The sequence below is a fragment of the Nitratireductor aestuarii genome, from assembly GCF_014641695.1.
In the GTDB taxonomy this organism is placed as follows: Bacteria; Pseudomonadota; Alphaproteobacteria; order Rhizobiales; family Rhizobiaceae; genus Chelativorans; species Chelativorans aestuarii.
The window spans coordinates 307,425-330,625 of record NZ_BMIF01000001.1; the positions used below are offsets into that span (position 1 = coordinate 307,425).

Consider the following 23,201-nt stretch of genomic DNA (forward strand, 5'->3'; position numbering starts at 1 on the left):
GCTACAAGAAACAGGTTTAAGCATATGACACAGCAGGCAAATATTCTTGTAGCCGATGACGATGCCGCGATCCGCACGGTTCTCAATCAGGCATTGTCGCGGGCTGGCCATCAGGTTCGGGTTACCTCCAACGTCGCCACGCTGTGGCGCTGGGTTTCTGCTGGTGAAGGCGATCTCGTCATCACTGATGTGGTGATGCCCGACGAGAACATCTTCAACCTGCTGCCGCGCATCCGGAAGGCTCGTCCGGAGCTGCCCATCGTCGTGATGAGCGCGCAGAATACGTTCATGACGGCTATCCGTGCTTCGGAAGCCGGGGCCTATGAATACCTGCCGAAGCCCTTCGACCTGAACGAGCTTCTGCAGATCGTCGGCCGCGCGCTGGCTGAGCCGCGCGGCAAGGGCAACCAGGAAGCGGAGGCGGAGCAGTCTGAATCGATGCCGCTCATCGGTCGCTCCGCAGCGATGCAGGACATCTACCGCACACTTGCCCGCCTGATGCAGACGGACCTGACCGTGATGATCACAGGCGAGTCCGGTACCGGCAAGGAGCTGGTTGCGCGTGCGCTTCATGAATTCGGCCGTCGCCGCAAAGGTCCGTTTGTTCCCATCAACATGGCGGCCATTCCGCGAGATCTGATCGAGTCCGAGCTCTTCGGCCATGAGAAGGGCGCGTTCACCGGTGCACAACAGCGGTCGACAGGCCGCTTCGAGCAGGCGGAAGGCGGCACGCTGTTTCTCGACGAAATTGGCGATATGCCGATGGAGGCGCAGACACGTCTGCTGCGCGTGCTGCAGCAGGGCGAGTACACCACTGTCGGCGGGCGCACGCCTATCAAGACGGATGTGCGCATCATCGCGGCGACCAACAAGGAGCTGCGCAGCCTGATCAACCAGGGCCTGTTCCGCGAAGACCTGTTCTACCGCATCAACGTGGTGCCGCTGCGCCTGCCGCCGCTCAGGGAGCGCGCAGAAGACATTCCGGATCTCGTCCGCCACTTCTTCGCTCAGGTGGAGAAGGAAGGGTTGCAGGCCAAGCGCATCACCAAGGCTGGCATGGACGTGATGGTGAACTACCCTTGGCCTGGCAACGTGCGCGAACTGGAAAACCTCGTGCGCCGGCTGGCAGCACTCTATCCGCAGGATGAGCTTTCGGCCGAAATCATCCGCCACGAACTTTCCGACACCTATCGCAACGAGATCCCGCAGCCGGGCGCTACACCTGCTGAAGGCATGACCCTCTCGCAGCTGGTGGAGCAGTATCTGCACCAGTACTTCTCGAAGCTCGGCGGTGAACTACCGCCGCCCGGGCTCTATGACCGGATCCTGATGGAGGTGGAGTACCCGCTGATCCTTCAGGTGCTGGCGGCTTGCCGCGGCAACCAGATCCGTGCGGCAGAGCTTTTGGGCCTCAACCGCAATACACTGCGCAAGAAGATCCGCGAACTTGGCATCGACGTCTATCGCGTCAGCAAGATGGAGGCGCCGTTCTCGAGCTGATCCTTTGGCCCATTCAACCCGGCAGAATTAGCCGCTTTTTGTGGAAGCCGTCGCCATTCAGGCTTCCTGGGCGTATTGTTTTTGCGTCTAGTGCACAAAGCGTTGTAAAGTTGCCACATTGCGTTGCAGATGTGCAACGCAGTTATGGTTGAGTCTATAATGAGTCTAGAAGCGTCATCGGCTAACACCACGCCTGCGGAAAAGCCAGCTCGGCCCGACGGGCGCCGGCTGCTGGCCTTGCCCGGTATTCTGGGCGTGGTCGGAGCTCTGCTCACGGCAATGGTATCCTTCACCGTGCTGCTGGGCCTGACGCCGCTTACCCCTGACGCTCCCACGACGATAACGCTCATCAGCATCAATGCAGCCTTCATCCTGCTGCTGATTGGCCTGATCGTGCGCGAGGCCCACCGCATCTATGCCGCCCGCCAGGGCGGGAAGGCGGCGGCGCGGCTCCACGTACGCATCGTGATGATGTTCTCGCTGGTGGCGGCGATCCCCGCCATTCTTGTGGCGATCATCGCTTCGATCACCCTCGATCTGGGTCTCGACCGTTGGTTTGAGCTGCGTACCCGCGTCATCGTGCAATCGTCGCTGTCGATTGCCGAGGCCTATGTCCGCGAAAATGCCGGAACGCTGCAGGGCACGACGGTTTCCATGGCGGTCGACCTCGACCGTTTCCGCTCGGTCTATAGCCTCGACCGAAACGCCTTCCGCCAGCTCCTGACCCAGCAGACGATCGGGCGCGGTCTTGCGCATGCCGTGCTGATCCGTGACGACCAGTCGGTTATCATGGCTGCCGACGTGCCGGAACCGTTGGAGATTCCGGTCCCGCCGGCAGGCGCAATCGAGAAGGCTTCCGAAGGCCGGCCCGTACTGTTCGACCTTGCGCCGAGCAACGTCATCGGCGCGATCTTCAAGCTGCGCGAAATCCCGGACGCCTACCTCTACACGCTCCGTCTGCTCGATCCGCAGGTTCTGCGCGCGCAGCGCATTGTTGCTTCGAACACCGACGAGTACCGGTCGCTTGAAGACAACCGCATGAACACGCAGGTTGCCTTCGCGCTCCTTTATCTCGTGGTGACGCTTGCGATCGTGCTGGCGGCCATCTGGACAGGCATCGCGGTGGCGGACCGGATCGTGCGGCCGATCCGCCAGTTGATTGGCGCGGCTGCCGCCGTGTCGCAGGGTGATCTCGACGTCGAGGTTCCTGTGCGTGCGTCCGACGGTGACGTGGCAGCACTTGGCGATACGTTCAACAAGATGACGTCCCAGCTGAAGAGCCAGCGCGATCAGCTGATTTCCGCCCGTGACACGATCGATGAGCGCCGCCGGTTCTCCGAAGCGGTTCTGGCCGGTGTCACGGCTGGCGTGATCGGCGTGGACGCGCAGGGCGTGATCACCATCGTCAACCGATCGGCAGAAACGATGCTCGCGATCCGCGCGACGGAGAGTGTCGGCAAGCCCTTGGGTGATATTCTTCCGCATCTGGCGCAGGTGTTCGAGGAGGGGCGCACGTCCGGCCGTCGCGTTCACCGCGAGCAGGTCACCTTCTACAGGGCGGGTGCCGAGCGCACGTTCAACATCCAGCTGACGTCCGAGGAACGGGCAGGGCGCCGCGAGCAGAGATCCTACGTCGTTACGGTCGATGACATTACGGATCTGGTCCAGGCTCAGCGCTCGTCGGCCTGGGCGGATGTAGCCCGCCGCATCGCTCACGAGATCAAGAACCCGCTGACGCCCATCCAGCTTTCCGCCGAGCGCATTCGCCGCCGCTATGGCAAGGTCATCACCGAGGATCGCGAGGTTTTCGACCAGTGCACGGAAACGATCATCCGGCAGGTAGGCGATATCGGACGCATGGTGGACGAATTCTCGTCCTTCGCGCGCATGCCGAAGCCGGAGATGCAAATGCTCGACATTCGCGAGCCGTTGCGCGAAGCTTCCTTCCTGATCGAAGTGAGCCGGCCCGACATTCGTTTGGAACGCTTGCTGGGGAGTGAGCCTTTAATGGGAAGGTTCGACCCGCGCCTGCTCAGCCAGGCCTTCGGAAATATCATCAAGAATGCGTCGGAAGCGATTGAGGGACAATCAGAACAAGATCGGGAGAAAGTCATCCGGATTGCGGCTCGCAGGCTCGGGCCCCAGATCGAGGTTCTGGTGATCGATACCGGCAAGGGATTGCCGAAAGAGAACAGACAACGCCTGCTTGAGCCCTATATGACCACCCGTGAGAAGGGAACCGGGCTCGGTTTGGCAATTGTGAAGAAAATTATCGAAGACCATGGTGGGAGGCTGGAGCTGCATGATGCGCCAGAAGATTTCCATGGGGGTGGCGGAGCCATGATCCGCATGGTTTTCCCGGCCCTTGAGGCCGGGGAGGCACAGGAAGAAGAAAGGACGGAAAAGGTCCAAAATGGCGTCTGATATTCTTGTTGTTGATGATGAAGCTGATATCCGCGAACTGGTCGCAGGTATCCTGAGTGACGAAGGCCATGAGACGCGTACTGCTGGCGACAGCGACTCCGCACTGGCGGCGATCGCCGAACGTGTTCCGCGCCTCCTTCTCCTGGACATCTGGCTTCAGGGTTCAAAGCTCGACGGCCTGGCTCTCCTCGATAAGGTGAAGACCATGCATCCGGAGCTGCCGGTGATCATGATCTCCGGCCACGGCAATATCGAAACGGCGGTGAGCGCCATCCGGCGCGGCGCTTACGATTTCATCGAAAAGCCCTTCAAGGCCGACCGGCTGCTGCTCATTTGCGAGCGGGCACTGGAAACCTCGAAGCTGAAGCGCGAGGTGTTGGACCTCAAGAAGAGAAGCGGCCACAGCTTTGATCTTGTTGGCAAGTCCCATGCGATCAATCAGCTTCATCAGGCGATCGACCGTGTTGCGGCCACCAACAGCCGGGTGATGCTGATCGGCCCGTCGGGCTCCGGCAAGGAGCTGGCGGCCCGCGCTATCCACGCACGCTCTGCCCGTCGCGAAGGGCCTTTCGTCTCGGTCAACGCGGCCTCCATTACGCCGGACCGCATGGAGATCGAGCTCTTCGGTACGGAAACGAGCGAGGACGGAACGCGCAAGGTGGGCGCCCTCGAGGAGGCGCATCGCGGCACGCTCTTCCTTGACGAAGTGGCAGACATGCCGCGCGAGACGCAGAGCAAGATCCTGCGCGTGCTGGTCGACCAGCAGTTTGAACGCGTCGGCGGCACCAAGCGCGTCAAGGTCGATGTGCGTATCATTTCGTCCACGGCGGCAGACCTGCAGGAACTGATCGCGAGAGGCGAATTCCGCGAGGATCTCTACCATCGGCTGGCAGTCGTGCCGGTCAATGTGCCCCCGCTATCGAGCCGGCGCGAGGATATCCCGATCCTCGTCGACCATTTCATGAAGACGATCAGCGAGCAGACGGGCATCCGTCCGCGCAAGCTTGGCGAGGACGCGATGGCGGTGTTCCAGGCGCACAACTGGCCGGGCAACATCCGGCAGCTGCGCAACAACATCGAGCGCCTCCTGATCCTCACGCGCGACGACAATGCCGATACACCGATTACGGCCGATCTGCTGCCGTCCGAGATTGGCGACGTGATGCCCAAGGTGCCGACCCAGTCGGACCAGCACATCATGGCACTGCCACTGCGCGAAGCCCGCGAAATGTTCGAGAAGGAATATCTGCTGGCGCAGATCAACCGCTTCGGCGGCAATATCTCGCGCACGGCGGAGTTCATTGGTATGGAACGCTCGGCTCTGCACCGGAAGCTGAAGTCGCTCGGAGTCTAGGTCATCGAATTGTCCGAGATGCGCCAGGTTCTGGCGCTAAGATTGCGACTCACCTCCTGGATGGAGGGTTCATGAGGCGAAGCGAAAGATGAAAGTGATCATTTGCGGCGCGGGCCAGGTTGGCTTCGGTATTGCCGAGAGGCTCGCGGCCGAGCAGAACGACGTCTGTGTCATCGATGTCCGGGCGGATCTGATCCGCTCGATCCGTGATACGTTGGACGTGCGCGGTATCGTTGGCCACGGCGCCTACCCGGAAGTGCTGGCCGAGGCCGGTGCGAACGAAGCCGACATGATCATCGCGGTCACGCTCCACGACGAGATCAACATGGTCGCCTGTCAGGTCGCCCATTCGCTCTTCGAAGTGCCGACCAAGATCGCCCGCATTCGTTCCCAGATGTATTTGCAGCCGCACTACATGGACCTGTTCTCGCGCGACCATCTGCCGATCGACGTGATCATCTCGCCGGAAGTGGAAGTGGGCGAGATGGTGCTGCGCCGCATCGCCGTGCCCGGGGCGACGGATGTCGTGCCGTTCTCGGACGGCAAGATCATGATGCTCGCCATCGAGTGCCAGGAGGAATGCCCGGTCATCAACACGCCGCTGGCGCAGTTGACCGAGCTCTTTCCGAACCTGCCGTCCATCGTCGTCGGTATCAACCGCAACAATAAGCTCTTCATTCCGCATTCGGCCGACCAGCTCTATGCGGGCGACCTTGCCTATGTGGTGACGACCAAGGACCAGGTGCGCCGAACCCTTGGCCTCTTCGGCCATGAGAAGAAGGAAGCCAGCCGCATCGTTATCGCGGGCGGCGGCAACATCGGCCTCTATGTTGCGCAGGCGCTGGAGAAACGCGGCAGCTCTACGAAGGTAAAGCTCATCGAGCACAACCGTGAGCGTGCGATCGACATCGCCGACGAACTAAAGAGTACGGTCGTTCTCAACGGCAGCGCTCTCGACCAGAAGCTGTTGCATGAGGCTGATATCGACCAAGCGGACCTGATCGTTTCCGTGACCAACGACGATCAGGTGAACATTCTGTCGGGCGTCATTGCCAAGCGCCTGGGCTGCAAGGCCAATCTGGTTCTGCTCAACAGCCCGACCTACCACGACTTTGCCAGCACGCTCGGCATCGATGCGCAGATGAACCCGCGCGCGGTCACCGTCTCCAAGGTGCTGCAGCATGTGCGCCGTGGGCGCATCCGCGCCGTGCACAACATCCAGAACGGGCAGGCCGAGATTCTGGAAGCTGATGCGCTGGAAACCTCGCCCCTGGTTGGCGCGACGCTGAAGGAGCTGGATTTGCCGAAGGGCATGAGGATTGGTGCTGTTTATCGCGACGGGCAGGCACTCACGCCGAGCGGGTCGCTGCGCATCAAGCCGAAGGATCGCGTGGTGATCTTCGCGCTGCGCGATTCCCTGAAACAGGTCGAACAGCTATTCCGCGTCAGCCTGGAATTCTTTGTCTGAACCACCGGCTCCCGCAAATTGCGTGGGAGCCATTCACAAATATGGGTTTCGGCTTAAGGGGGCGGCCACTAAATTGCCCTCGAGCAGAGCAATTCCGGGAAAAGGGGGAACCGGTTTTCCGTTCGGAATTGCGATATAGCAGAGACTTTGAACGCGCCACGCGGCGCAGAACGACACGCAGGAAGATAAAATGGCACGTTATGCCTATGTAAATGGCCGCTATGTTCGGCATACGGACGCGGTTGTGCATATCGAGGACCGCGGCTACCAGTTTGCCGATGGCGTCTATGATGTCTGCGAGGTGGCGCGTGGTTTCATCGTCGACCAGACCCGGCATCTGGACCGGTTGGGCCGTTCACTCTCCGAACTGCGGATCGACTGGCCTGTCCACCGCAATGTGCTGGAACTCGTTCTGCGCGAGATGGTCCGCCGCAATCGCATCACCGATGGCATGATCTACATCCAGGTCACACGCGGCGTTGCGCCCCGCGACCACGTATTCCCGCATCCTTCCACACGGCCCTCGCTGGTGGTGACGGTCAAGCGGCTTGACCCGGCCATAGGCGAGGAGCGGGCAGCTGAGGGTATACGCGTGATCACTGTGCCTGAAAACCGTTGGGAGCGGGTCGACATCAAATCGACGGGCCTGCTTCCCAACGTTCTCGCCAAGCAGAAGGCGAAGGAATTCGGCGCAAGTGAAGCCTGGTTCGTCGATCCCGATGGCACGGTGAAGGAAGGTTCTTCCACCAACGCCTGGATCGTGACGTGGGATGGCAAGCTCGTCACCCGTCCGGCCGATTCTGGCATTCTGCGTGGCGTCACCCGTACGACGTTGATCGAGCTCGCCAACAAGCTCGGTCTCGAGGTTGAGGAACGGCCATTCACAGTGGAAGAAGCGAAGGCGGCCAAGGAGGCTTTCATTACGGCGGCCACCACGATAGTGATGCCTGTAGTAGAGATTGATGATGAGCCGGTGGCCAATGGTCATCCCGGTACAACCGCTCTTGCGTTGCGCCGTGAATTTTTTGACATTGCGGAAAAGGTTAGTGCCTGTTAACGACGTTAAAGCAGGTTCAAGGAGGAGGCTGTACGTAGCTGAAGGGCAGCCGCTACGTTTAGGTGAATAGATTGCATTGCTGCTCGCAATACAGGGGATGGTAAAAAGAAAAAATGGCGGAGCGCACGCAGAATTTGCAGGACCTATTCCTGAACACCGTTCGCAAGAGCAAGAATCCTCTTACAATTTTTTTGATCAACGGCGTGAAGCTGACTGGCGTAGTGACGTCGTTTGACAACTTCTGTGTGTTGCTACGGCGGGACGGGCATTCGCAGCTTGTTTACAAGCATGCAATTTCCACCATCATGCCCAGCCAGCCTGTGCAGTTGTATGACGCTGAAGAAGGCGGTCAGGAAGTCTGATTGGAAAAAGAAGGCAAGGGCCGCAAGGCCCTCAGCATGAGTAACGGCACCGTGGCCCCTGAGGCGACGAAAGCCGTAGTCGTTGTACCCGTTTTGACGTCCAGAGAGCGGCGCCAGACGGAGGAGGCGGGTACACCTCATTCGACATTATCGCCGCAGGCCCGGCTCGAGGAAGCCGTTGGCCTTGCGGAAGCCATTGACCTCGATATCGTACATCGCGACGTTTTCAACCTGTCTACGCCCCGGCCTGCGACCCTGATCGGTACGGGCAAGCTTTCCGAGCTTGCCGAGATCATCCAGGAGAACGAGGCGGAGCTCGTCGTCGTCGACCATCAGCTTACGCCGGTTCAGCAGCGCAATCTTGAGCGCGAGCTCAAGGCCAAGGTTCTGGATCGCACCGGGCTCATCCTTGAAATCTTCGGCCGCCGGGCGCGCACCAAGGAGGGCCGGCTGCAGGTCGATCTCGCGCATCTCGAATATCAGCGCGGACGCCTTGTGCGCAGCTGGACCCACCTTGAGCGTCAGCGCGGTGGTGGCGGCTTTATGGGTGGTCCGGGTGAAACGCAGATCGAGGCGGATCGGCGACTGCTGCAGGAACGGATCATCCGCATCAAGCGCGAGCTGGAAACTGTCCGGCGCACCCGCGACCTCCATCGCGCCAAGCGACGCAAGGTGCCGTTCCCGATCGTGGCGCTGGTCGGCTACACCAACGCGGGTAAGTCAACGCTCTTCAACCACCTGACCGGTGCAGAAGTGATGGCCGAGGACATGCTGTTCGCAACCCTCGACCCGACGCTACGCCGCCTGGTGCTGCCGCATGGTACGCTGGCGATCCTCTCTGATACCGTGGGCTTCATCTCCGACCTGCCTACGCATCTGGTCGCAGCCTTCCGTGCGACGCTGGAAGAGGTGGTCGAGGCTGACCTCATCCTCCACCTGCGCGACATCGCCAATCCCGACACCGCGGCGCACGCGCATGAGGTGAAGGAGGTTCTGCAGAGCCTCGGCGTTGATCCGGCCGATACCCGGCACGTGCTTGAAGTCTGGAACAAGATCGATCTTCTCGATCCATCCGACCGGGAACGCCTGCTTCGCGACGAGGCAAATCAGACTCCGCCGGTGGCCGTCTCGGCCATCACGGGCGAGGGAATAAAGGATCTGCTGCGCATCATCGAGGAGCGCATTTCCGGCTCGCTCGAGGACGTGAAGCTGACGATCGCGCCTGAAAAGATGGCGCTCCTCGCCTGGATCTACAAGAACGGGCAGGTAACCTCGCGCGAGGATCACGAGGACGGCAGCGTGACAATCCACGTTCGCGCCACTGAAGCCGCCCGCACCGAGTTCGAGCGGCGGCTAAACTAAGCTTTAGTCGGTTCAGGCGGTCTGGTGCATCTGACCATGAGGGCACCGGAACCTGCCAGGTGACTGTTAGCTCCGCTCAGTCTCCTTGGCCTTCTGCCAGAGCGCTTCCATTTCATCGAGACTTGCGGAGTCGAGCGATCGGTTGTCGTTCGCCAGCGTCTTCTCAATCGCATGGAAGCGGGTAGTGAATTTGCGGTTGGTGCGGATCAGCGCCTCTTCCGGATCCACATTCAGGTGCCTCCCGAGATTGACCACGGCAAAGAGCAGGTCGCCGAATTCGTCTGTGATCTTGTCGGTATTGCCCTTGTTCATCTCCTCGCGAAGCTCGGCGATTTCCTCCTCGATCTTGTCGAGGATGGGAGCGGGCTCGCCCCAGTCGAAGCCCACCTGTGCGGCCTTGTTCTGCAGCTTCAGCGCACGCGTGAGCGCGGGCAGGGCGAGCGCGATGTCGTCCAGGAAACCCTTGGGCTCGTCATCGACCCCGCGCGCGGCGCGGCGCTCTGCCTTTTCTTCCGCCTTGATGCGCTCCCACATGCCCTTGGCCATGCCGGCGCTGCGCGCCTCATCGTCACCGAAGACATGCGGGTGGCGACGTATCATCTTGGTCGTGACGGCCTCCACGACGTCGCCGAAGCTGAACTCACCAATTTCCTCGGCCATGCGAGAATGGAAAACCACCTGGAGGAGAAGGTCGCCAAGCTCCTCGCGAAGGTCGTGCATGTCGTTACGCTCGATAGCGTCCCGGACCTCATAGGCTTCCTCGATCGTATAGGGCGTTATGGATGCAAAATTCTGCTCCACATCCCATGGACACCCCGTCTCCTTATCGCGGAGAGCGGCCATGATTTCGATCAGGCGGGAGATGTCCTTGGAAGGGGTCATGTCAAAGTCCAATGAAGTTGCGTGGAGCAAGGCGAGTGCCTTTTCTCCCCGTCAGACTATTCTTTTCTGCGTGGCAGGCTTAGCGCTGTCTCGCGTCGTCCACCGAAATGTCCGATAGCAGGCGCCCCATCTCTTCCTCAAGCGAGGTTTCAAGTGCGGCTTCTGGCGTCTGTGCCGACGGTTTCTTGCTCGGCGCCACATCGAGCGTGTCTGCCGGCATCTCCGCCGCCTGCGGCGTGGGCGCGACGTGAGGCTCCATTTCTGGCTCGACGCGCTGCGGCTGAGCTGGCACCGCGGCCGGGGGTGTGACTGGTTCCGGAGCTTCAGGAACTACCTCTGCCTCGGGCGGCGTGACTGCAACCGCGTGGCGTCTCGGGTGAACTGGCTCAGGAGGAACTGCCGGAGCCTGCACCGGCGCTGGCACTGGTTCGACCTTGGGTGCTGCCGGTGGTCGCTTGGGCCTGGCTTCGGCGGCGGCTCTCATCTGGCGCTCTCGCAGCGCGCGCTCCAGATCGCCTGTCTGGATGCCAGGCTCGATCACCACATCCGTGGGCCCGCCGATCAGGATCAGGTGCTCGACATTGTCTCGCCGCACGAGAACCAGACGCCGCTGCGCGTCCACGGCGGCAGCATCGACCACGGCCAGTCGTGGTGCCCGGTTGCGGCCGCCTGCGATGAAGGTGCCGCCCCGCATATTCCTCACGAGGCGCAGCACGACAAGCAGGACCACCAGTACCAGGAGGACCAGCACGATCCACATGATGGCTGAGGAATTATTGGGGCCGAATGTTTCCAGCCAGGTGCTCATGCATGCACTCCTCGAAATGCAAAGTAGCTTTCGCTACGGCTCGTCGCCCCCGACTACCCCTTCGAATCCAACTCAGGCATATCTGTGATAGCGCCGGTCAGGATCAATGTTCGAAGTGGAACATTAAGGTAGGAGGCTAACTGTCTTGCGGCAAGCTCAAATGCTCGCGGCAGAGGTAATGGCCAGTACCAGGCCGAAGAAGTGTTGTTCAGGACACTGCCCGAAGGCCGAATGTGTTCCAAGCCTCTCGCTATCGCTGAAGGGCTACCAATGCCGCGGTCCAGATAGTATCCATGGTGTAGACGTGACTCGGGGGAGCGCCCCAAGTCATTCGACCAGTGTTCAGGCGTCTTGCGTCTGCGCAACTCCTTGATATATGCCGAAATCAGGCTTCAGCGATTGGGCCGCGACAGGCGGGGAACATATGGCCAAGAATAGTGGCGGCGAGATCGAGATGTCACCGGTCGTGGATCAGACCGCCCGCACGGGTGTCGTGTTCCGGCTAACCATCTTCGTTGTGGTGCTGACCGTTGCAGCGCTGCTGTTCGCGGTGTTCCAGGAAGCCCTTGGCGAGACCTACCTTCTGATCGTGCTCGCAATCCTCGCCATGATCGGCGTCGGCTTCCTCTTCGCGCTCACCATCGGCTTCGTGCAGATTGCACCGCGTGCAACGGGCGAGGAACTCTCCCGCGCCTACATTGACAGCATGAATGAAGGCTTGCTGGTGACGGACGCCAAGGGGCGTATCCTTTACGCCAATCGCGCCTATGCGAACCTGACGGGCGCTACGACTTCCACCGACGTGAAGACACTCGACGCATTGCTGTCAGACAATCCGGAAGCTGCTCCCGTTGTCGAGCGGTTGGTGGCCTCGGTGCGCGATGGCCGCACGGCTGACGGTGAATTCCGCCTGTCGCGACCCATTCGCGCCGGCGATGAGCCGGGCGCGCGCTGGTATCGCGCATGCGCACGCGTCTTCAAGGTGCCGGCGCTGCGCAGGCCGGTCTCAGCCTGGCTGCTGACCGACATATCCGACGAGCGCGCCGAACAGGAGCGCTTCTTCCTCGATCTCCAGAAGGCGATCGACCATCTGGATCACGCGCCTGCAGGATTCTTCGCCTCGGATTCGGAAGGGCGCCTTACCTATATCAACGCCACGCTTGCCGACTGGCTGGGCATCGATCTGGCGAGCTTCGTGCCGGGTACCTATTCGCTGTCCGAATTCGTCGCCGGCGATGGAATGGCGCTCATCCATTCGATCAAGCCGGAACCCGGCACAATCCGCACCGCAGTCATCGATCTCGATCTCAGCACCGTCAACGGCGAAGCGGTGCCCGTCCGCTTCATGCACCGTGTGTCGGCTGCGCGGGATGGACGACGCGGAACGAGCCGCACGATCGTCATCAACCGCCAGATCGGGGAGGACGCATCGGCAGATCTGCGCGCGGCGGAAGTACGCTTTACCCGCTTCTTCAACTCCACGCCGATGGCAATCGCCAGCGTGGACCGCGAAGGCCGGATCCTTCGCACCAACGCGCCGTTCCTGTCGCTCTTTGCAAGCGTCGTCGACAATGATTCCCTCGACCAGCGTATCCGCTTCGACACGGTCATCCACGAGCGCGATCGCGAGGCGTTCGAAACCGCGCTTGAAAAGGCAAAGCAGCGTCAGGCTTCCATTTCGCCGATCGATACCGTTCTGCCGGACAACGAGGAGCGCCATATGCGCTTCTATGTGAACGCGGTGGCGGATCAGGCGGAAGGCGTCGAGGAGGCGGCGATCGTCTATGCCGTCGAGACCACCGAGCAGAAGGCGCTCGAAAGCCAGATGGCGCAGAGCCAGAAGATGCAGGCGGTGGGCCAGCTTGCCGGCGGCATCGCGCACGACTTTAACAACGTGCTGACGGCCATCATCATGGCGTCCGATCTGCTGCTCACCAACCATCGGCCGTCCGATCCGTCCTTCCCGGACATCATGAACATCAAGCAGAACGCCAACCGCGCCGCTTCGCTGGTGCGCCAGCTGCTTGCCTTCTCGCGCCGTCAGACGCTGCGTCCGGAAGTGTTGAACCTCACGGACGTGCTGGCCGACCTGCGCATGCTGCTGCAGCGGCTGATGAACAACAGCGCCGAGCTCAAGATCGAGCATGGCCGCGACCTATGGCCGATCAAGGCAGACCTTGGCCAGTTCGAGCAGGTGGTGGTGAACCTTGCCGTCAACGCGCGGGATGCGATGCCGGAAGGCGGCAAGCTGACCGTGCGCACCCGCAATGTTCCTGCCGACGAAGTGCCAAGCTTCAACTATCGCGATCTGGCCGCTGGCGACTATGTGATGGTCGAGGTGGAGGATACCGGCACCGGTATTGACCCGGAGACCATGAAGAAGATCTTCGAGCCCTTCTTCACCACCAAGGAAGTGGGCAAGGGCACCGGCCTCGGCCTCTCCATGGTCTATGGCATCGTCAAGCAGACCGGCGGCTCGATCCACTGCGAGTCCGAAGTGGGCCGCGGCACGACGTTCCGCATCTTCCTGCCGCGCCACGTGCCGGTCGAGGTGGAAGCCGCACCGCAGGAAACTCATCCGAAGGATGCCGGCAAGCCCGTCAACCGGGATCTCTCCGGTTCTGCCCGCGTGCTGGTGGTGGAAGACGAGGATGCGGTCCGCATGGGCAGCGTGCGAGCCCTGATGTCGCGCGGCTACGAGGTTCATGAGGCGACCTCCGGCGTCGAGGCGCTGGAGATCTTCCGCGAGCTGGATGGGCAGGTGGATATCGTCGTGTCCGACGTCGTCATGCCTGAAATGGACGGCCCGTCGCTGCTGCGCGAACTGCGCAAGATCCAGCCGGACATCCGCTTCATCTTCGTGTCGGGTTATGCCGAGGATGCGTTTGCCAAGAACCTTCCGGCGGATGCCGTCTTCGGCTTCCTTCCGAAGCCGTTTTCCCTCAAGCAACTGGCGACGACCGTCAAGGAAATGCTCGAGGAAAAGAAATAGGCCTGAGGCTCTCGGATAAGAGCCTCAAGCCACCTCCATTTGATCAATCGATCGCTGCCCACATTTCAATGATGCCATCCGCCACGAACTGAACCGCAAGGGCGGCGAGGATCAATCCGAGCAGTCGGCTCAGGATGGAGCGGCCTGTCTCGCCGAGAAAATGGTCGATCCTGTCTGCCAGCATGAACACCAGATAGGTGATGACGCAGAGCGACAGGAGAATGAGGCAAAGTGTGGTGAGCCCCGCCACGCCGGGCATCCTGCCTGACAGAAGCAGCGTAGCTGAAATCGCTCCCGGTCCGGCAATGAGCGGGATCGCCAGCGGAAATGCTGCGATATTGTGGATCATGTCCTTGGTGATCGCGACCTCCGCGCTCTTCTCCTTCCGCTCTGTCCGACGCTCGAAGATCATGTCGAAGGCGATGAAGAAGAGGAGCAGGCCGCCGGCGACGCGGAAAGCCGAGATGGAAATTCCGAGCGCTGTCAGCACCGTCTTCCCGAAAAGGGCAAAGAGAACGAGGATGAAAAAAGCAATGACGCTGGCCCGCGCAGCGACCTGATTGCGCTCATGCCGGGACATGCCGACGGTGAGCGCCAGGAATACCGGTGCAAGGCCGGGGGGGTCCAGTGTTACCAGCAAAGTAACAAAAGCATTGAGGAGGTGGTCAAAACTCGGCATAACGCTCTATCCGGTCTATTTGCGATTTATATCGCATAATGTTTATTTTAAAATATTGAATTCGAAACGTTTTCGAATCTACGATGGCATTTTTTACGAGGTATTTCAGTATGTATATTCCCTTTATGCAGTCAGAGTTGGAAGTTGCATTGCTTTCCCCGGCAAATCCGCACATCGATCTGGATGAGGTGCTGGGCGATATCCCAGCATGCATGCAGTCACCCGAATGCACAGATCACACCTCGCCTCCGAACGAGAGCTGAGGCGCTACCGTTCCGTCTTCCACGGGACGGCGCCAGGCAACGGATAAACCAGTTTTTTGATGTTCGTGCGATTCCAGGCGGGCAGGAGGTATCGGCTGTCTGGAATTGCACCGGTCGTTGCACGCAAGGCCGTGCACGGGGGAGTTTTGCCATATGCCGCGTTTTTTGCCAGTTCCTACGGTCGAGCTGCCGCTTGACCAATGCGTACTGTTTGCGGAATTGCTGGTTCGGGAGATGGGGGCAATACGAAGCTTGTCCTTCCTCCGGGACCCTGCCGCATACAGCAAGTGCAAGGATCTGTGTCAGGGCCTGCTGGATACGTTCGAGGGAGCGGCGCGTGAGGCGCTCTACGATCCGACCCTGGGCATCTTCACGATCGACATTCCTGAAGGCATAGATCCTAATCCGAACAAGGATGCCTTCTTCGCGGCCACGATTGCCGCATCGCTCATGGGCAGCATTTTCGAGCCGATCTATGATCCTGCCTCTCACACGCCGTTCACCGTCTACAATGCATCGCCAGAAAACGAGCAGCGGCTCTTGAAGGCAGGCCTCCACTATTTCGCCTCGGGCGAGAAGGTAGGTTTCCACACCGATGGCAGCATCGACGAGACGACCATCAGCGTTCCGGAGTTCATCTCTCTCTACAACCTGCTGATCAACTATCAGAAGCCGGGCAATCTCTACTGGGTGCCGTTTTCCCTCTGGGAGGATTTTGACGCTTTCGCCGATCGTTTCGGATGGGCGGTGCCCTACCGGGTGGAGCTTACGCCTACGGTCTATTCCAACATGAAGGAAACGACCCTTCTGCGTCCGCGTAGTGTGGATGTGCCGATCTTCAGCCGGGTAGGGGAGAACCATCCGGTGGTCTTCTTCAACGGCAGGGTATTGGGCCGCCAGCGCTTCAACGGCGAAGAGATCGACCAACTCGTCGCCGAGATGGGCCAGTCCATTTCGCTCAATCCGGTTCGCTACTGCATTCCGCAACGCCAGCGCAGGCTGGTCTTCGCCCGCAACACCTGCGGTTTCCATGCGCGCGACATGCTGGAAAAACCAATTGAAGGCTGCAAGTACACGCGATCCTTCATCCGCGCTGTGTCCGCCTGCGGGCCGGTCGTGGCAAGATGTTGAGACGCGCTACTTCGACGATCGAAACCGTCAACGGCGGGGTGATCGTTCCCGTCATTGCCGCCAGCCGGTTCCTGTCGCTCTTTTCCGTCGGCGTCGGCTTTGTCGTGATGACGTGGCTTGGAGCGGTGGCGGGCTCCATGCAGCTCGTCGGCCAGCTGTTTCTCGCGGGCAGCATCACGACGCTCGGCATATCCGCCATCACAGGCGTTCTGTCGGATCAGCGCAGCCGCATCTCGCTCATCCGCTGGGGCTGGATGGTCCGATTTTCGGGTCTGAGCCTCTTCCTTGCGGGCTTGTTCGAACATGAACTGCTCGTTCCAGGCCTGTTTGCCTTTTCCATCACGACGGCCCTCAGCAATGCGCTCGGCGCCTCAGCGATGGACAGCGCGTTCCAGAATGCCATTCCGCTCGCGCGGCGCGTTCATCTCTCCATGCGCCTCGAAATTGTTCGGCAGGCGGGCCTCATCTGCGGCATGGGGGGCGGTGGATTTTTGTTGCATGCCTTCGGTGCGTTGACGCCGAGCCTGCTCCTGCTTGTCACGCTGGGGCTTCAGATCGTGCTTTTCGAGACGTCGCTATCGCGATACGCCGATGGACCGGTCCGGTACGGGCAGGGCGGCGCGCTGCGGTTCTGGCTCGACGGTGTTCGTTCCGCCTTCCGCGACGTGAACCTTGCGGCGTCCATCCTGGTGGGATCGCTGCTCGTATCGGTCGCGCAGCTTACCAATCTGCTGGTGCCAGTCTTCGTGAAGGACACGCTCGACGGGGAGAGCGATCTCTACGGACTGCTGGAATCCGCCTGGTCGGCCGGTGGCGCGGCATTGCTGACCATCGTTTCACTCAGGCACTTCCTTGCGCGCGAAAGGCTGGAATTCCTGGCTCTTACAGTGATCGGCATTTTGATGATTGCGTTCGCCATGAGCCGCAGCGTGCCACTGCTCATCCTCATCTATGCGCTTCTGGGTGGGTTCTTCGCGCTCGGTAAGGCGCTCTGCGACGGGCGGCTGCTCGCACTCGCAAGGACGGAAGAAATCGGCCGCGTGCGATCAGCAAGCGTCATGCTCAACAGTGCTGCCGGTGTATTGATCTTCCTGTCGCCGACTGTTTTTCCCAACGATAATGCGGTTCTTTACTACTGCATTTGGGGAGGAATTGTCACAGTTACAGGGCTCGTCACGTTTGTCTTTGTTCGAAGACAGAAGGTGAAAACGATATCCCCATGAAAGAACAATCGTCGCAGCCAGTCTCCAAACCATATCATATTGAAAGTAATTGCGTTTTTACCGGTGAATCTTGGTTGCTCGGTTTGGAGTTTCCCCCTGAACTCCTATATAAGGGGATATGATTCTGTTGAACCAAGTGTGATCCCGCATTGACCAATCAAACCACACCTCGAGGCCCAGGCGAGCCCGACGACATCGAGCCCATTTCCATTATTGAGGAAATGCAGCGCTCATACCTCGATTACGCGATGAGCGTGATCGTCAGTCGTGCGCTGCCTGATGTTCGTGATGGCTTGAAGCCCGTCCATCGGCGCATCCTCTACGCGTCGCACGAGAGCGGCTATCACTGGAACCGCAAGTATGTGAAGTCGGCCCGTCCGGTCGCTGACGTCATGGGTAAGTATCACCCGCATGGTGACGCCGCGATCTATGACGCTTTGGTGCGTATGGCGCAGGATTGGTCCATGCGTCTGCCGCTGGTCGACGGGCAGGGCAACTTCGGATCGATCGACGGCGATCCGCCGGCGGCCATGCGTTATACGGAAGCGCGTCTGACGCGCGTTGCGCATGAGCTTCTGGAAGACATCGACAAGGAAACTGTCGACTGGCAGGAGACCTACGACTCCTCCGGCAGCGAACCTAAGGTTCTGCCCGCCCGCTATCCGAACCTCTTGGTGAACGGATCGGGTGGTATCGCGGTCGGTATGGCGACCAATATTCCGCCGCATAACCTGAGCGAAGTGATCAACGGCTGTCTGGCGCTGATCGACAATCCGGCGATCGATCTCATCGAGATGATGCAGTACATCCCGGGTCCGGACTTTCCGACCGGTGGCCTGATCCTCGGACGTGCGGGCATCCGCAGCGCTTATGAAACGGGCCGCGGCTCCATCATGATGCGCGGCAAGACCTCCGTCGAGACCGTGCGGGGTGAGCGTGAGGCGATTGTAATCACCGAGGTCCCGTACCAGGTGAACAAGGCGCAGATGATCGAGAAGATGGCCGAACTCGTGCGCGAAAAGCGCGTCGAGGGCATCTCCGATATCCGCGACGAAAGTGATCAGCAGGGTTACCGCGTTGTCATCGAGCTGAAGCGCGACGCCAACGCAGAAGTGGTGATGAACCAGCTTTACCGCTTCACGCCGCTGCAGACCTCGTTCGGTGCGAACGTCGTGGCGCTGAACGGCGGCAAGCCGGAGCAGATGAGCCTGCTCGACATGCTGCGCGCCTTCGTCACCTTCCGTGAGGAAGTGGTCACCCGGCGCACGAAGTACCTGCTGCGCAAGGCACGCGATCGCGCGCATGTGTTGGTCGGTCTAGCTATTGCCGTCGCCAACATCGACGAAGTCATCGCCCTGATCCGCCGCGCACCCGATCCGCAGACAGCGCGCGAGCAGTTGATGGAGCGCCGTTGGCCGGCAAAGGATGTGGAATCCCTCATCGTGCTGATCGCCGACCCGCGTCACACGATCAACGACGACGGCACGTACAACCTGTCCGAAGAACAGGCCCGTGCGATCCTCGAGTTGCGCCTGCAGCGACTGACAGCGCTCGGCCGCGATGAAATCGCCGACGAGTTGAACAAGATTGGCGCCGAGATCAGCGAGTTCCTTGACATCCTGTCGTCGCGTCCGCGCGTGCTTCAGATCGTCAAGGATGAGCTCAGCGCGGTTCGAGATGAGTTCGGCACGCCACGGCGCACCGAAATCGTCGAAGGCCTCGGCGACATGGATGATGAGGACCTTATCCAGCGCGAGGACATGGTCGTTACCGTCACGCACAAGGGCTACATCAAGCGCGTGCCGCTCTCCATCTATCGTGCGCAGGCTCGCGGCGGCAAAGGCCGTTCCGGGATGTCCACGAAGGATGAAGATTTCGTCACGCAGCTGTTCGTGGCGAGCACGCACACGCCGATCCTGTTCTTCTCCTCGCGCGGTATCGTCTACAAGGAGAAGGTCTGGCGTCTGCCGCAAGGTACGCCGCAGTCCGTCGGCAAGTTCCTGCGCAACATGCTGCCGCTGACGGATGGCGAGCGGATCACCACGATCATGCCGCTGCCGGAAGACGAAAGCACCTGGGGCGAGCTCGACGTGATGTTCGCCACGACGCGCGGCACGGTCCGCCGCAACAAGCTTTCCGACTTCGTCCAGGTCAACCGCAATGGCAAGATTGCCATGAAGTTCGACGACGAAGGCGATGAAATCCTTGCGGTTTCGACCTGTACCGAAGACGACGACGTATTGCTGACCGCCGCAGGCGGACAGTGCATCCGCTTCCCTGTGACGGATGTTCGCGTGTTCGCTGGCAGAAACTCCATCGGTGTGCGCGGCATCAATCTGGCCGCGGGCGACAAGGTCATCTCCATGGCAATCCTTGCCCATGTGGAAGCCACGCCGGGTGAGCGCGCTGCCTATCTGAAGCAGGCGATCGCCGAGCTGCGTGCTGGTTCCTCGGAAGAGGCGGATGAAATTTCGCTCACCAATGAAGAGGTGGGTGAAGACACAGACCTGCCGCCGGAACGCTATGAAGAGCTGAAGGCCAAGGAGCAGTTCGTGCTCACGGTCAGCGAATTCGGCTACGGCAAGCGTTCCTCGTCCTACGACTTCCGCGTCATCGGCCGTGGCGGCAAGGGTATCCGTGCGACGGATGTGTCCAAGCAGTCGGAAATCGGGTCACTGGTTGCGGCATTCCCGATCGGACACGACGACCAGATCATGCTCGTCTCCAACGGCGGCCAGGTCATCCGCGTACCGGTCAGCGGCATCCGCATTGCAAGCCGCGCCACCAAGGGCGTGAAGATCTTCAACACGGCCGACGGCGAACGCGTGGTCTCGGTCGAGCCGATATCGGAGCCCCAGAACGCCAATGGTGATGAGGCTGCTTCCGGCGAAGCTGGATCCGAGCCTGCGGCCGAAAATGGTGGCGGTGAGGAGTAGGGTCTTCCACTGAGATGATCTAGAAATGGAATGGGCGGCTCTCGATCAGAGGCCGCCCGTTTTTCGTTTCATCAACATGGGTCTGGTCAATTTTTCTAGCAGTTTTGGACGGAAATCCTGTTCCTGGTCCTGAATTGCCTAGTAGTATTTGCGCGGGGTACGGGGGTTTTCGTTCCAGCGGTTCTTGACTTTGACCTGGCGCGTTTCGGTTCCGAGGTGGAAGAACGTTGCTACCAGCATCGCCATCGTCATCGCCATGGCCAGGGTGAATATGAGCATTGGTACGCCTCCTTTTGCACACTAACGGACGAGACCAGACTTGGTTTCATCACCCAGTGCCGAACTAAGTGCTGGAACTATCGCATGGCGTCTGCAACGTAGGCTGAATTTCCCGTTCAGCTTGTGTTCATCACTTCGAGCGAGTTTCAGAATAGCCGCTCAGCTCCTTATTTGAAAATTGCCAAGCTTCGCGCGGTATTGAACTATGCTCGCAAAGGTTGCATTCTGGAGCTGGTCTTGTTGTTCTCCGAACAGTGATTTTCTTGACGCCGATGGCGTTTACAGTAAGACAGCAGCCAAACGTCTCTGGCCAACAATTGCGTTCTCAAGACACGGAAGCTACTAATCTGCCATGACTCAGCGCATTGCCTTCTACTCGGGATCGTTTGATCCAATCACCAACGGCCATATGGACGTGTTGAAGGGTGCGCTCGCGCTCGCGGACCGCATCGTTGTTGGTATCGGCATCCACCCGGGCAAGAAGCCGCTCTTCACGTTTGATGAGCGCGTTGAGCTGATTACCCAGGCCGCGGCTGCGGAACTGGGCGAGGGTGCTGCGAAGATCTCGGTGGTGGCCTTCGGAGGCCTGGTGATCAATGCGGCGCGCGAGAACGGCGCTTCCATCATGATTCGCGGTCTGCGCGACGGCACTGACCTCGACTATGAGATGCAAATGGCGGGCATGAACCAGACCATGGCGCCGGATATTCAGACAATTTTTCTCCCCGCAAGTCCGGGTGTGCGTATGATTACCGCCACATTGGTACGGCAGATCGCTGCGATGGGTGGTGACATTACACCCTTCGTCGCGAAAAATGTTGCCGCGGCGCTGAAATCACGCGTCGCCGGCTGAGGGACAAATTTGGGAGACCTTCAAGCATGAAATTTTCGAGCTTCCTCGCATCTGCCTGCCTTGCAGCAGCCCTTTCCGTGTCGAGCCTCGCTGCAAACGCGGCGGATCCGGAAAACACGATGATCATCGAGCTTTCGAGCGGCGGTGAAGTCACGATCGCGCTCCGGCCGGACCTCGCGCCAAAGCACGTGGAGCAGATCAAGACCCTCGTGCGCGACGGCGCCTATGACAATGTAGCGTTCCACCGCGTGATCGAAGGCTTCATGGCGCAGACGGGAGACGTCCAGTTCGGCGACATGGAAGATGGCTTTGAACCGAGCAGGGCTGGTATGGGCGGTTCGTCGCTGCCCGATCTTCCCGCCGAATTCTCCGACGTGAAGTTCGAGCGTGGCGTGGTCGGCATGGCACGCGCGCAGAACCCGAACTCGGCAAACTCCCAGTTCTTCATCATGTTCACCTCTTATCCAAGCCTCAATGGCCAGTACACGGTCGTGGGCGAGGTCGAGCAAGGCATGGAGAACGTGGACAAGATCAAGCGCGGTGACGGGCCGAACGGCTCGGTCAGCAACCCGGACCGGATGGTTCGTGTTCGCATCGCGGGCGACAAGTAAGACAGTAACCAGTCGGGCTTCATGCCCCAGTTCAGGAAGGATGTTCCCATGGCGGAAATCAAGGACCCGGAAAACACGATCATCATGGAGACCACCAAGGGCCAGGTGGTTATCCAGCTGTTCCCGGATGTAGCGCCTGCTCATGTGGAGCGCATCAAGACGCTTTCCCGCGAGGGCTTCTATGACGGCATCGTGTTCCATCGCGTGATCGAGGGTTTCATGGCGCAGACCGGCGACCCGACCGGCACCGGCATGGGCGGTTCGGAGCTGCCGGACCTCAAGGCAGAGTTCTCCGCCACCTCGCATGAGCGCGGCACCTGCTCGATGGCCCGTTCGATGAACCCGAACTCGGCCAATTCGCAGTTCTTCATCTGCTTCGACAAGGCTCCGTGGCTCGACAAGCAGTACTCCGTCTGGGGTCAGGTCATCGAAGGCATGGACAACATCGACAAGATCAAGCGCGGCGAGCCGGTGCGTGACCCGGACTCGATCGTTTCCATGCGCGTTGCCGCCGACGTAGCGTAATGAACTACAGGATCGCTGCAGCGACGTTTCTGTTGGCGATGGCTTCCGGCAGCGCAGGCGCTACCGGAGCCATTGAGTGCAGCGATCCTCAGGGGCGAGCCTCGGTCGAATTGACAGTGGGCTCGCTTCCGGTCCTTGCCGTAGTCGGCGCCCATATATCCGTGGGTGACCAGAAATGGGCTATCAGCATGGAAGGCGACAAAGCCATCATCGCCGGGCAGGCTTTCCAGACCGGTGACCAGTGGCTGGTTGACTTCACCGACCCCAATGTCGAGCGCGTGATTGCCGAGGTGCGTCTTCTTTCCGCACTCGAAAACGATGAATATGTGCTGGCTGGCACATTGAAAGTACCCGGAGTGGGTGCATATCCGCTCGTCTGTGTCGGACCCTGAGCCGTTCCGATTTGCAAGAAATCCTGAACCGCTCTATCTCCAGTGCTCCGGTCCGGGTTGAACCTGCCCCTGGGCCCTCCGGTCTATTGCTGAACGAGGT

The 23,201-nt window shown here is 60.2% G+C and carries 19 protein-coding genes; 15 read left to right on the plus strand and 4 right to left on the minus strand.

Annotated elements, in window-relative coordinates; all coding sequences use genetic code 11:
• Positions 1-24 precede the first annotated feature (24 nt).
• From ntrC to hflX, 7 genes are all read left to right on the plus strand, one after another.
• Entirely contained in the window at positions 25-1,500 is a 1,476-nt protein-coding gene (gene ntrC / locus IEX27_RS01600) for a nitrogen regulation protein NR(I) (protein WP_188719174.1), read from the plus strand.
• Between the two features lie 159 nt (positions 1,501-1,659).
• The gene (locus tag IEX27_RS01605) at positions 1,660-3,924 is read left to right on the plus strand and encodes a sensor histidine kinase NtrY-like (RefSeq protein ID WP_188719175.1); all 2,265 of its coding nucleotides are present in this window, start codon (positions 1,660-1,662) and stop codon (positions 3,922-3,924) included.
• The gene (gene ntrX, locus IEX27_RS01610) at positions 3,914-5,278 is read left to right on the plus strand and encodes a nitrogen assimilation response regulator NtrX (protein WP_188719176.1); all 1,365 of its coding nucleotides are present in this window, start codon (positions 3,914-3,916) and stop codon (positions 5,276-5,278) included. Before IEX27_RS01605 ends, ntrX begins: the two co-directional genes overlap by 11 nt.
• 88 nt (positions 5,279-5,366) lie before the next feature.
• Positions 5,367-6,746 carry a Trk system potassium transporter TrkA gene (gene trkA / locus IEX27_RS01615; protein ID WP_188719177.1) on the plus strand — a complete coding sequence of 460 codons (1,380 nt, stop codon included), beginning with the start codon at positions 5,367-5,369 and terminating at the stop codon, positions 6,744-6,746.
• 190 nt (positions 6,747-6,936) lie between these two features.
• Positions 6,937-7,803, plus strand: coding sequence for a D-amino-acid transaminase (locus IEX27_RS01620; RefSeq protein WP_188719178.1), 867 nt, complete (start codon positions 6,937-6,939; stop codon positions 7,801-7,803).
• 113 nt (positions 7,804-7,916) lie between these two features.
• On the plus strand, positions 7,917-8,165 hold the full coding sequence (hfq, locus tag IEX27_RS01625; RefSeq protein ID WP_188719179.1) for an RNA chaperone Hfq: 249 nt from the start codon (positions 7,917-7,919) through the stop codon (positions 8,163-8,165).
• Between the two features lie 36 nt (positions 8,166-8,201).
• Positions 8,202-9,527 (plus strand): GTPase HflX, encoded by a 1,326-nt coding sequence (gene hflX / locus IEX27_RS01630; RefSeq protein WP_188719570.1) that lies wholly within the window; start codon positions 8,202-8,204, stop codon positions 9,525-9,527.
• A gap of 66 nt (positions 9,528-9,593) precedes the next feature.
• Here the strand turns inward: hflX and mazG are convergent, their stop codons facing one another.
• Positions 9,594-10,409 carry a nucleoside triphosphate pyrophosphohydrolase gene (gene mazG / locus IEX27_RS01635; RefSeq protein WP_188719180.1) on the minus strand — a complete coding sequence of 272 codons (816 nt, stop codon included), beginning with the start codon at positions 10,407-10,409 and terminating at the stop codon, positions 9,594-9,596.
• 79 nt (positions 10,410-10,488) lie between these two features.
• Positions 10,489-11,217 carry a flagellar biosynthetic protein FliO gene (locus IEX27_RS01640; protein WP_188719181.1) on the minus strand — a complete coding sequence of 243 codons (729 nt, stop codon included), beginning with the start codon at positions 11,215-11,217 and terminating at the stop codon, positions 10,489-10,491.
• Between the two features lie 424 nt (positions 11,218-11,641).
• Here IEX27_RS01640 and cckA point away from each other — a divergent pair, with 424 nt between their 5' ends.
• Complete coding sequence (gene cckA, locus IEX27_RS01645; protein ID WP_188719182.1) at positions 11,642-14,209, plus strand: cell cycle histidine kinase CckA; 2,568 nt, start codon at positions 11,642-11,644, stop codon at positions 14,207-14,209.
• Positions 14,210-14,252: 43 nt separating this feature from the next.
• On the opposite strand, the gene IEX27_RS01650 is transcribed toward cckA, so the two are convergent.
• Positions 14,253-14,888: a MarC family protein gene (locus IEX27_RS01650; RefSeq protein ID WP_188719183.1), complete on the minus strand. Its 636-nt coding sequence runs from the start codon at positions 14,886-14,888 to the stop codon at positions 14,253-14,255.
• 416 nt (positions 14,889-15,304) lie between these two features.
• Here IEX27_RS01650 and IEX27_RS01655 point away from each other — a divergent pair, with 416 nt between their 5' ends.
• The 3 genes from IEX27_RS01655 to gyrA all read left to right on the plus strand — a co-directional run bounded on the left by IEX27_RS01655 (position 15,305) and on the right by gyrA (position 20,441).
• A complete protein-coding gene (locus IEX27_RS01655; RefSeq protein ID WP_188719184.1) occupies positions 15,305-16,282 on the plus strand; it encodes a hypothetical protein in 978 nt (325 codons plus the stop codon).
• Complete coding sequence (locus tag IEX27_RS01660) at positions 16,276-17,505, plus strand: MFS transporter (protein WP_188719185.1); 1,230 nt, start codon at positions 16,276-16,278, stop codon at positions 17,503-17,505. Before IEX27_RS01655 ends, IEX27_RS01660 begins: the two co-directional genes overlap by 7 nt.
• 149 nt (positions 17,506-17,654) lie before the next feature.
• Positions 17,655-20,441: a DNA gyrase subunit A gene (gene gyrA / locus IEX27_RS01665; RefSeq protein WP_188719186.1), complete on the plus strand. Its 2,787-nt coding sequence runs from the start codon at positions 17,655-17,657 to the stop codon at positions 20,439-20,441.
• Positions 20,442-20,579: 138 nt separating this feature from the next.
• Here the strand turns inward: gyrA and IEX27_RS01670 are convergent, their stop codons facing one another.
• Entirely contained in the window at positions 20,580-20,720 is a 141-nt protein-coding gene (locus tag IEX27_RS01670; protein ID WP_188719187.1) for a hypothetical protein, read from the minus strand.
• Positions 20,721-21,072: 352 nt separating this feature from the next.
• On the opposite strand from IEX27_RS01670, the gene coaD reads away from it, so the two are divergent.
• The 4 genes from coaD to IEX27_RS01690 all read left to right on the plus strand — a co-directional run bounded on the left by coaD (position 21,073) and on the right by IEX27_RS01690 (position 23,101).
• Positions 21,073-21,573 (plus strand): pantetheine-phosphate adenylyltransferase, encoded by a 501-nt coding sequence (gene coaD, locus IEX27_RS01675; RefSeq protein ID WP_188719188.1) that lies wholly within the window; start codon positions 21,073-21,075, stop codon positions 21,571-21,573.
• Positions 21,574-21,692: 119 nt separating this feature from the next.
• Positions 21,693-22,184 carry a peptidylprolyl isomerase gene (locus tag IEX27_RS01680; RefSeq protein WP_373869855.1) on the plus strand — a complete coding sequence of 164 codons (492 nt, stop codon included), beginning with the start codon at positions 21,693-21,695 and terminating at the stop codon, positions 22,182-22,184.
• Positions 22,185-22,232: 48 nt separating this feature from the next.
• Entirely contained in the window at positions 22,233-22,709 is a 477-nt protein-coding gene (locus tag IEX27_RS01685) for a peptidylprolyl isomerase (RefSeq protein ID WP_188719190.1), read from the plus strand.
• Positions 22,709-23,101: a hypothetical protein gene (locus IEX27_RS01690; RefSeq protein ID WP_188719191.1), complete on the plus strand. Its 393-nt coding sequence runs from the start codon at positions 22,709-22,711 to the stop codon at positions 23,099-23,101. Before IEX27_RS01685 ends, IEX27_RS01690 begins: the two co-directional genes overlap by 1 nt.
• Positions 23,102-23,201: the final 100 nt, after the last annotated feature.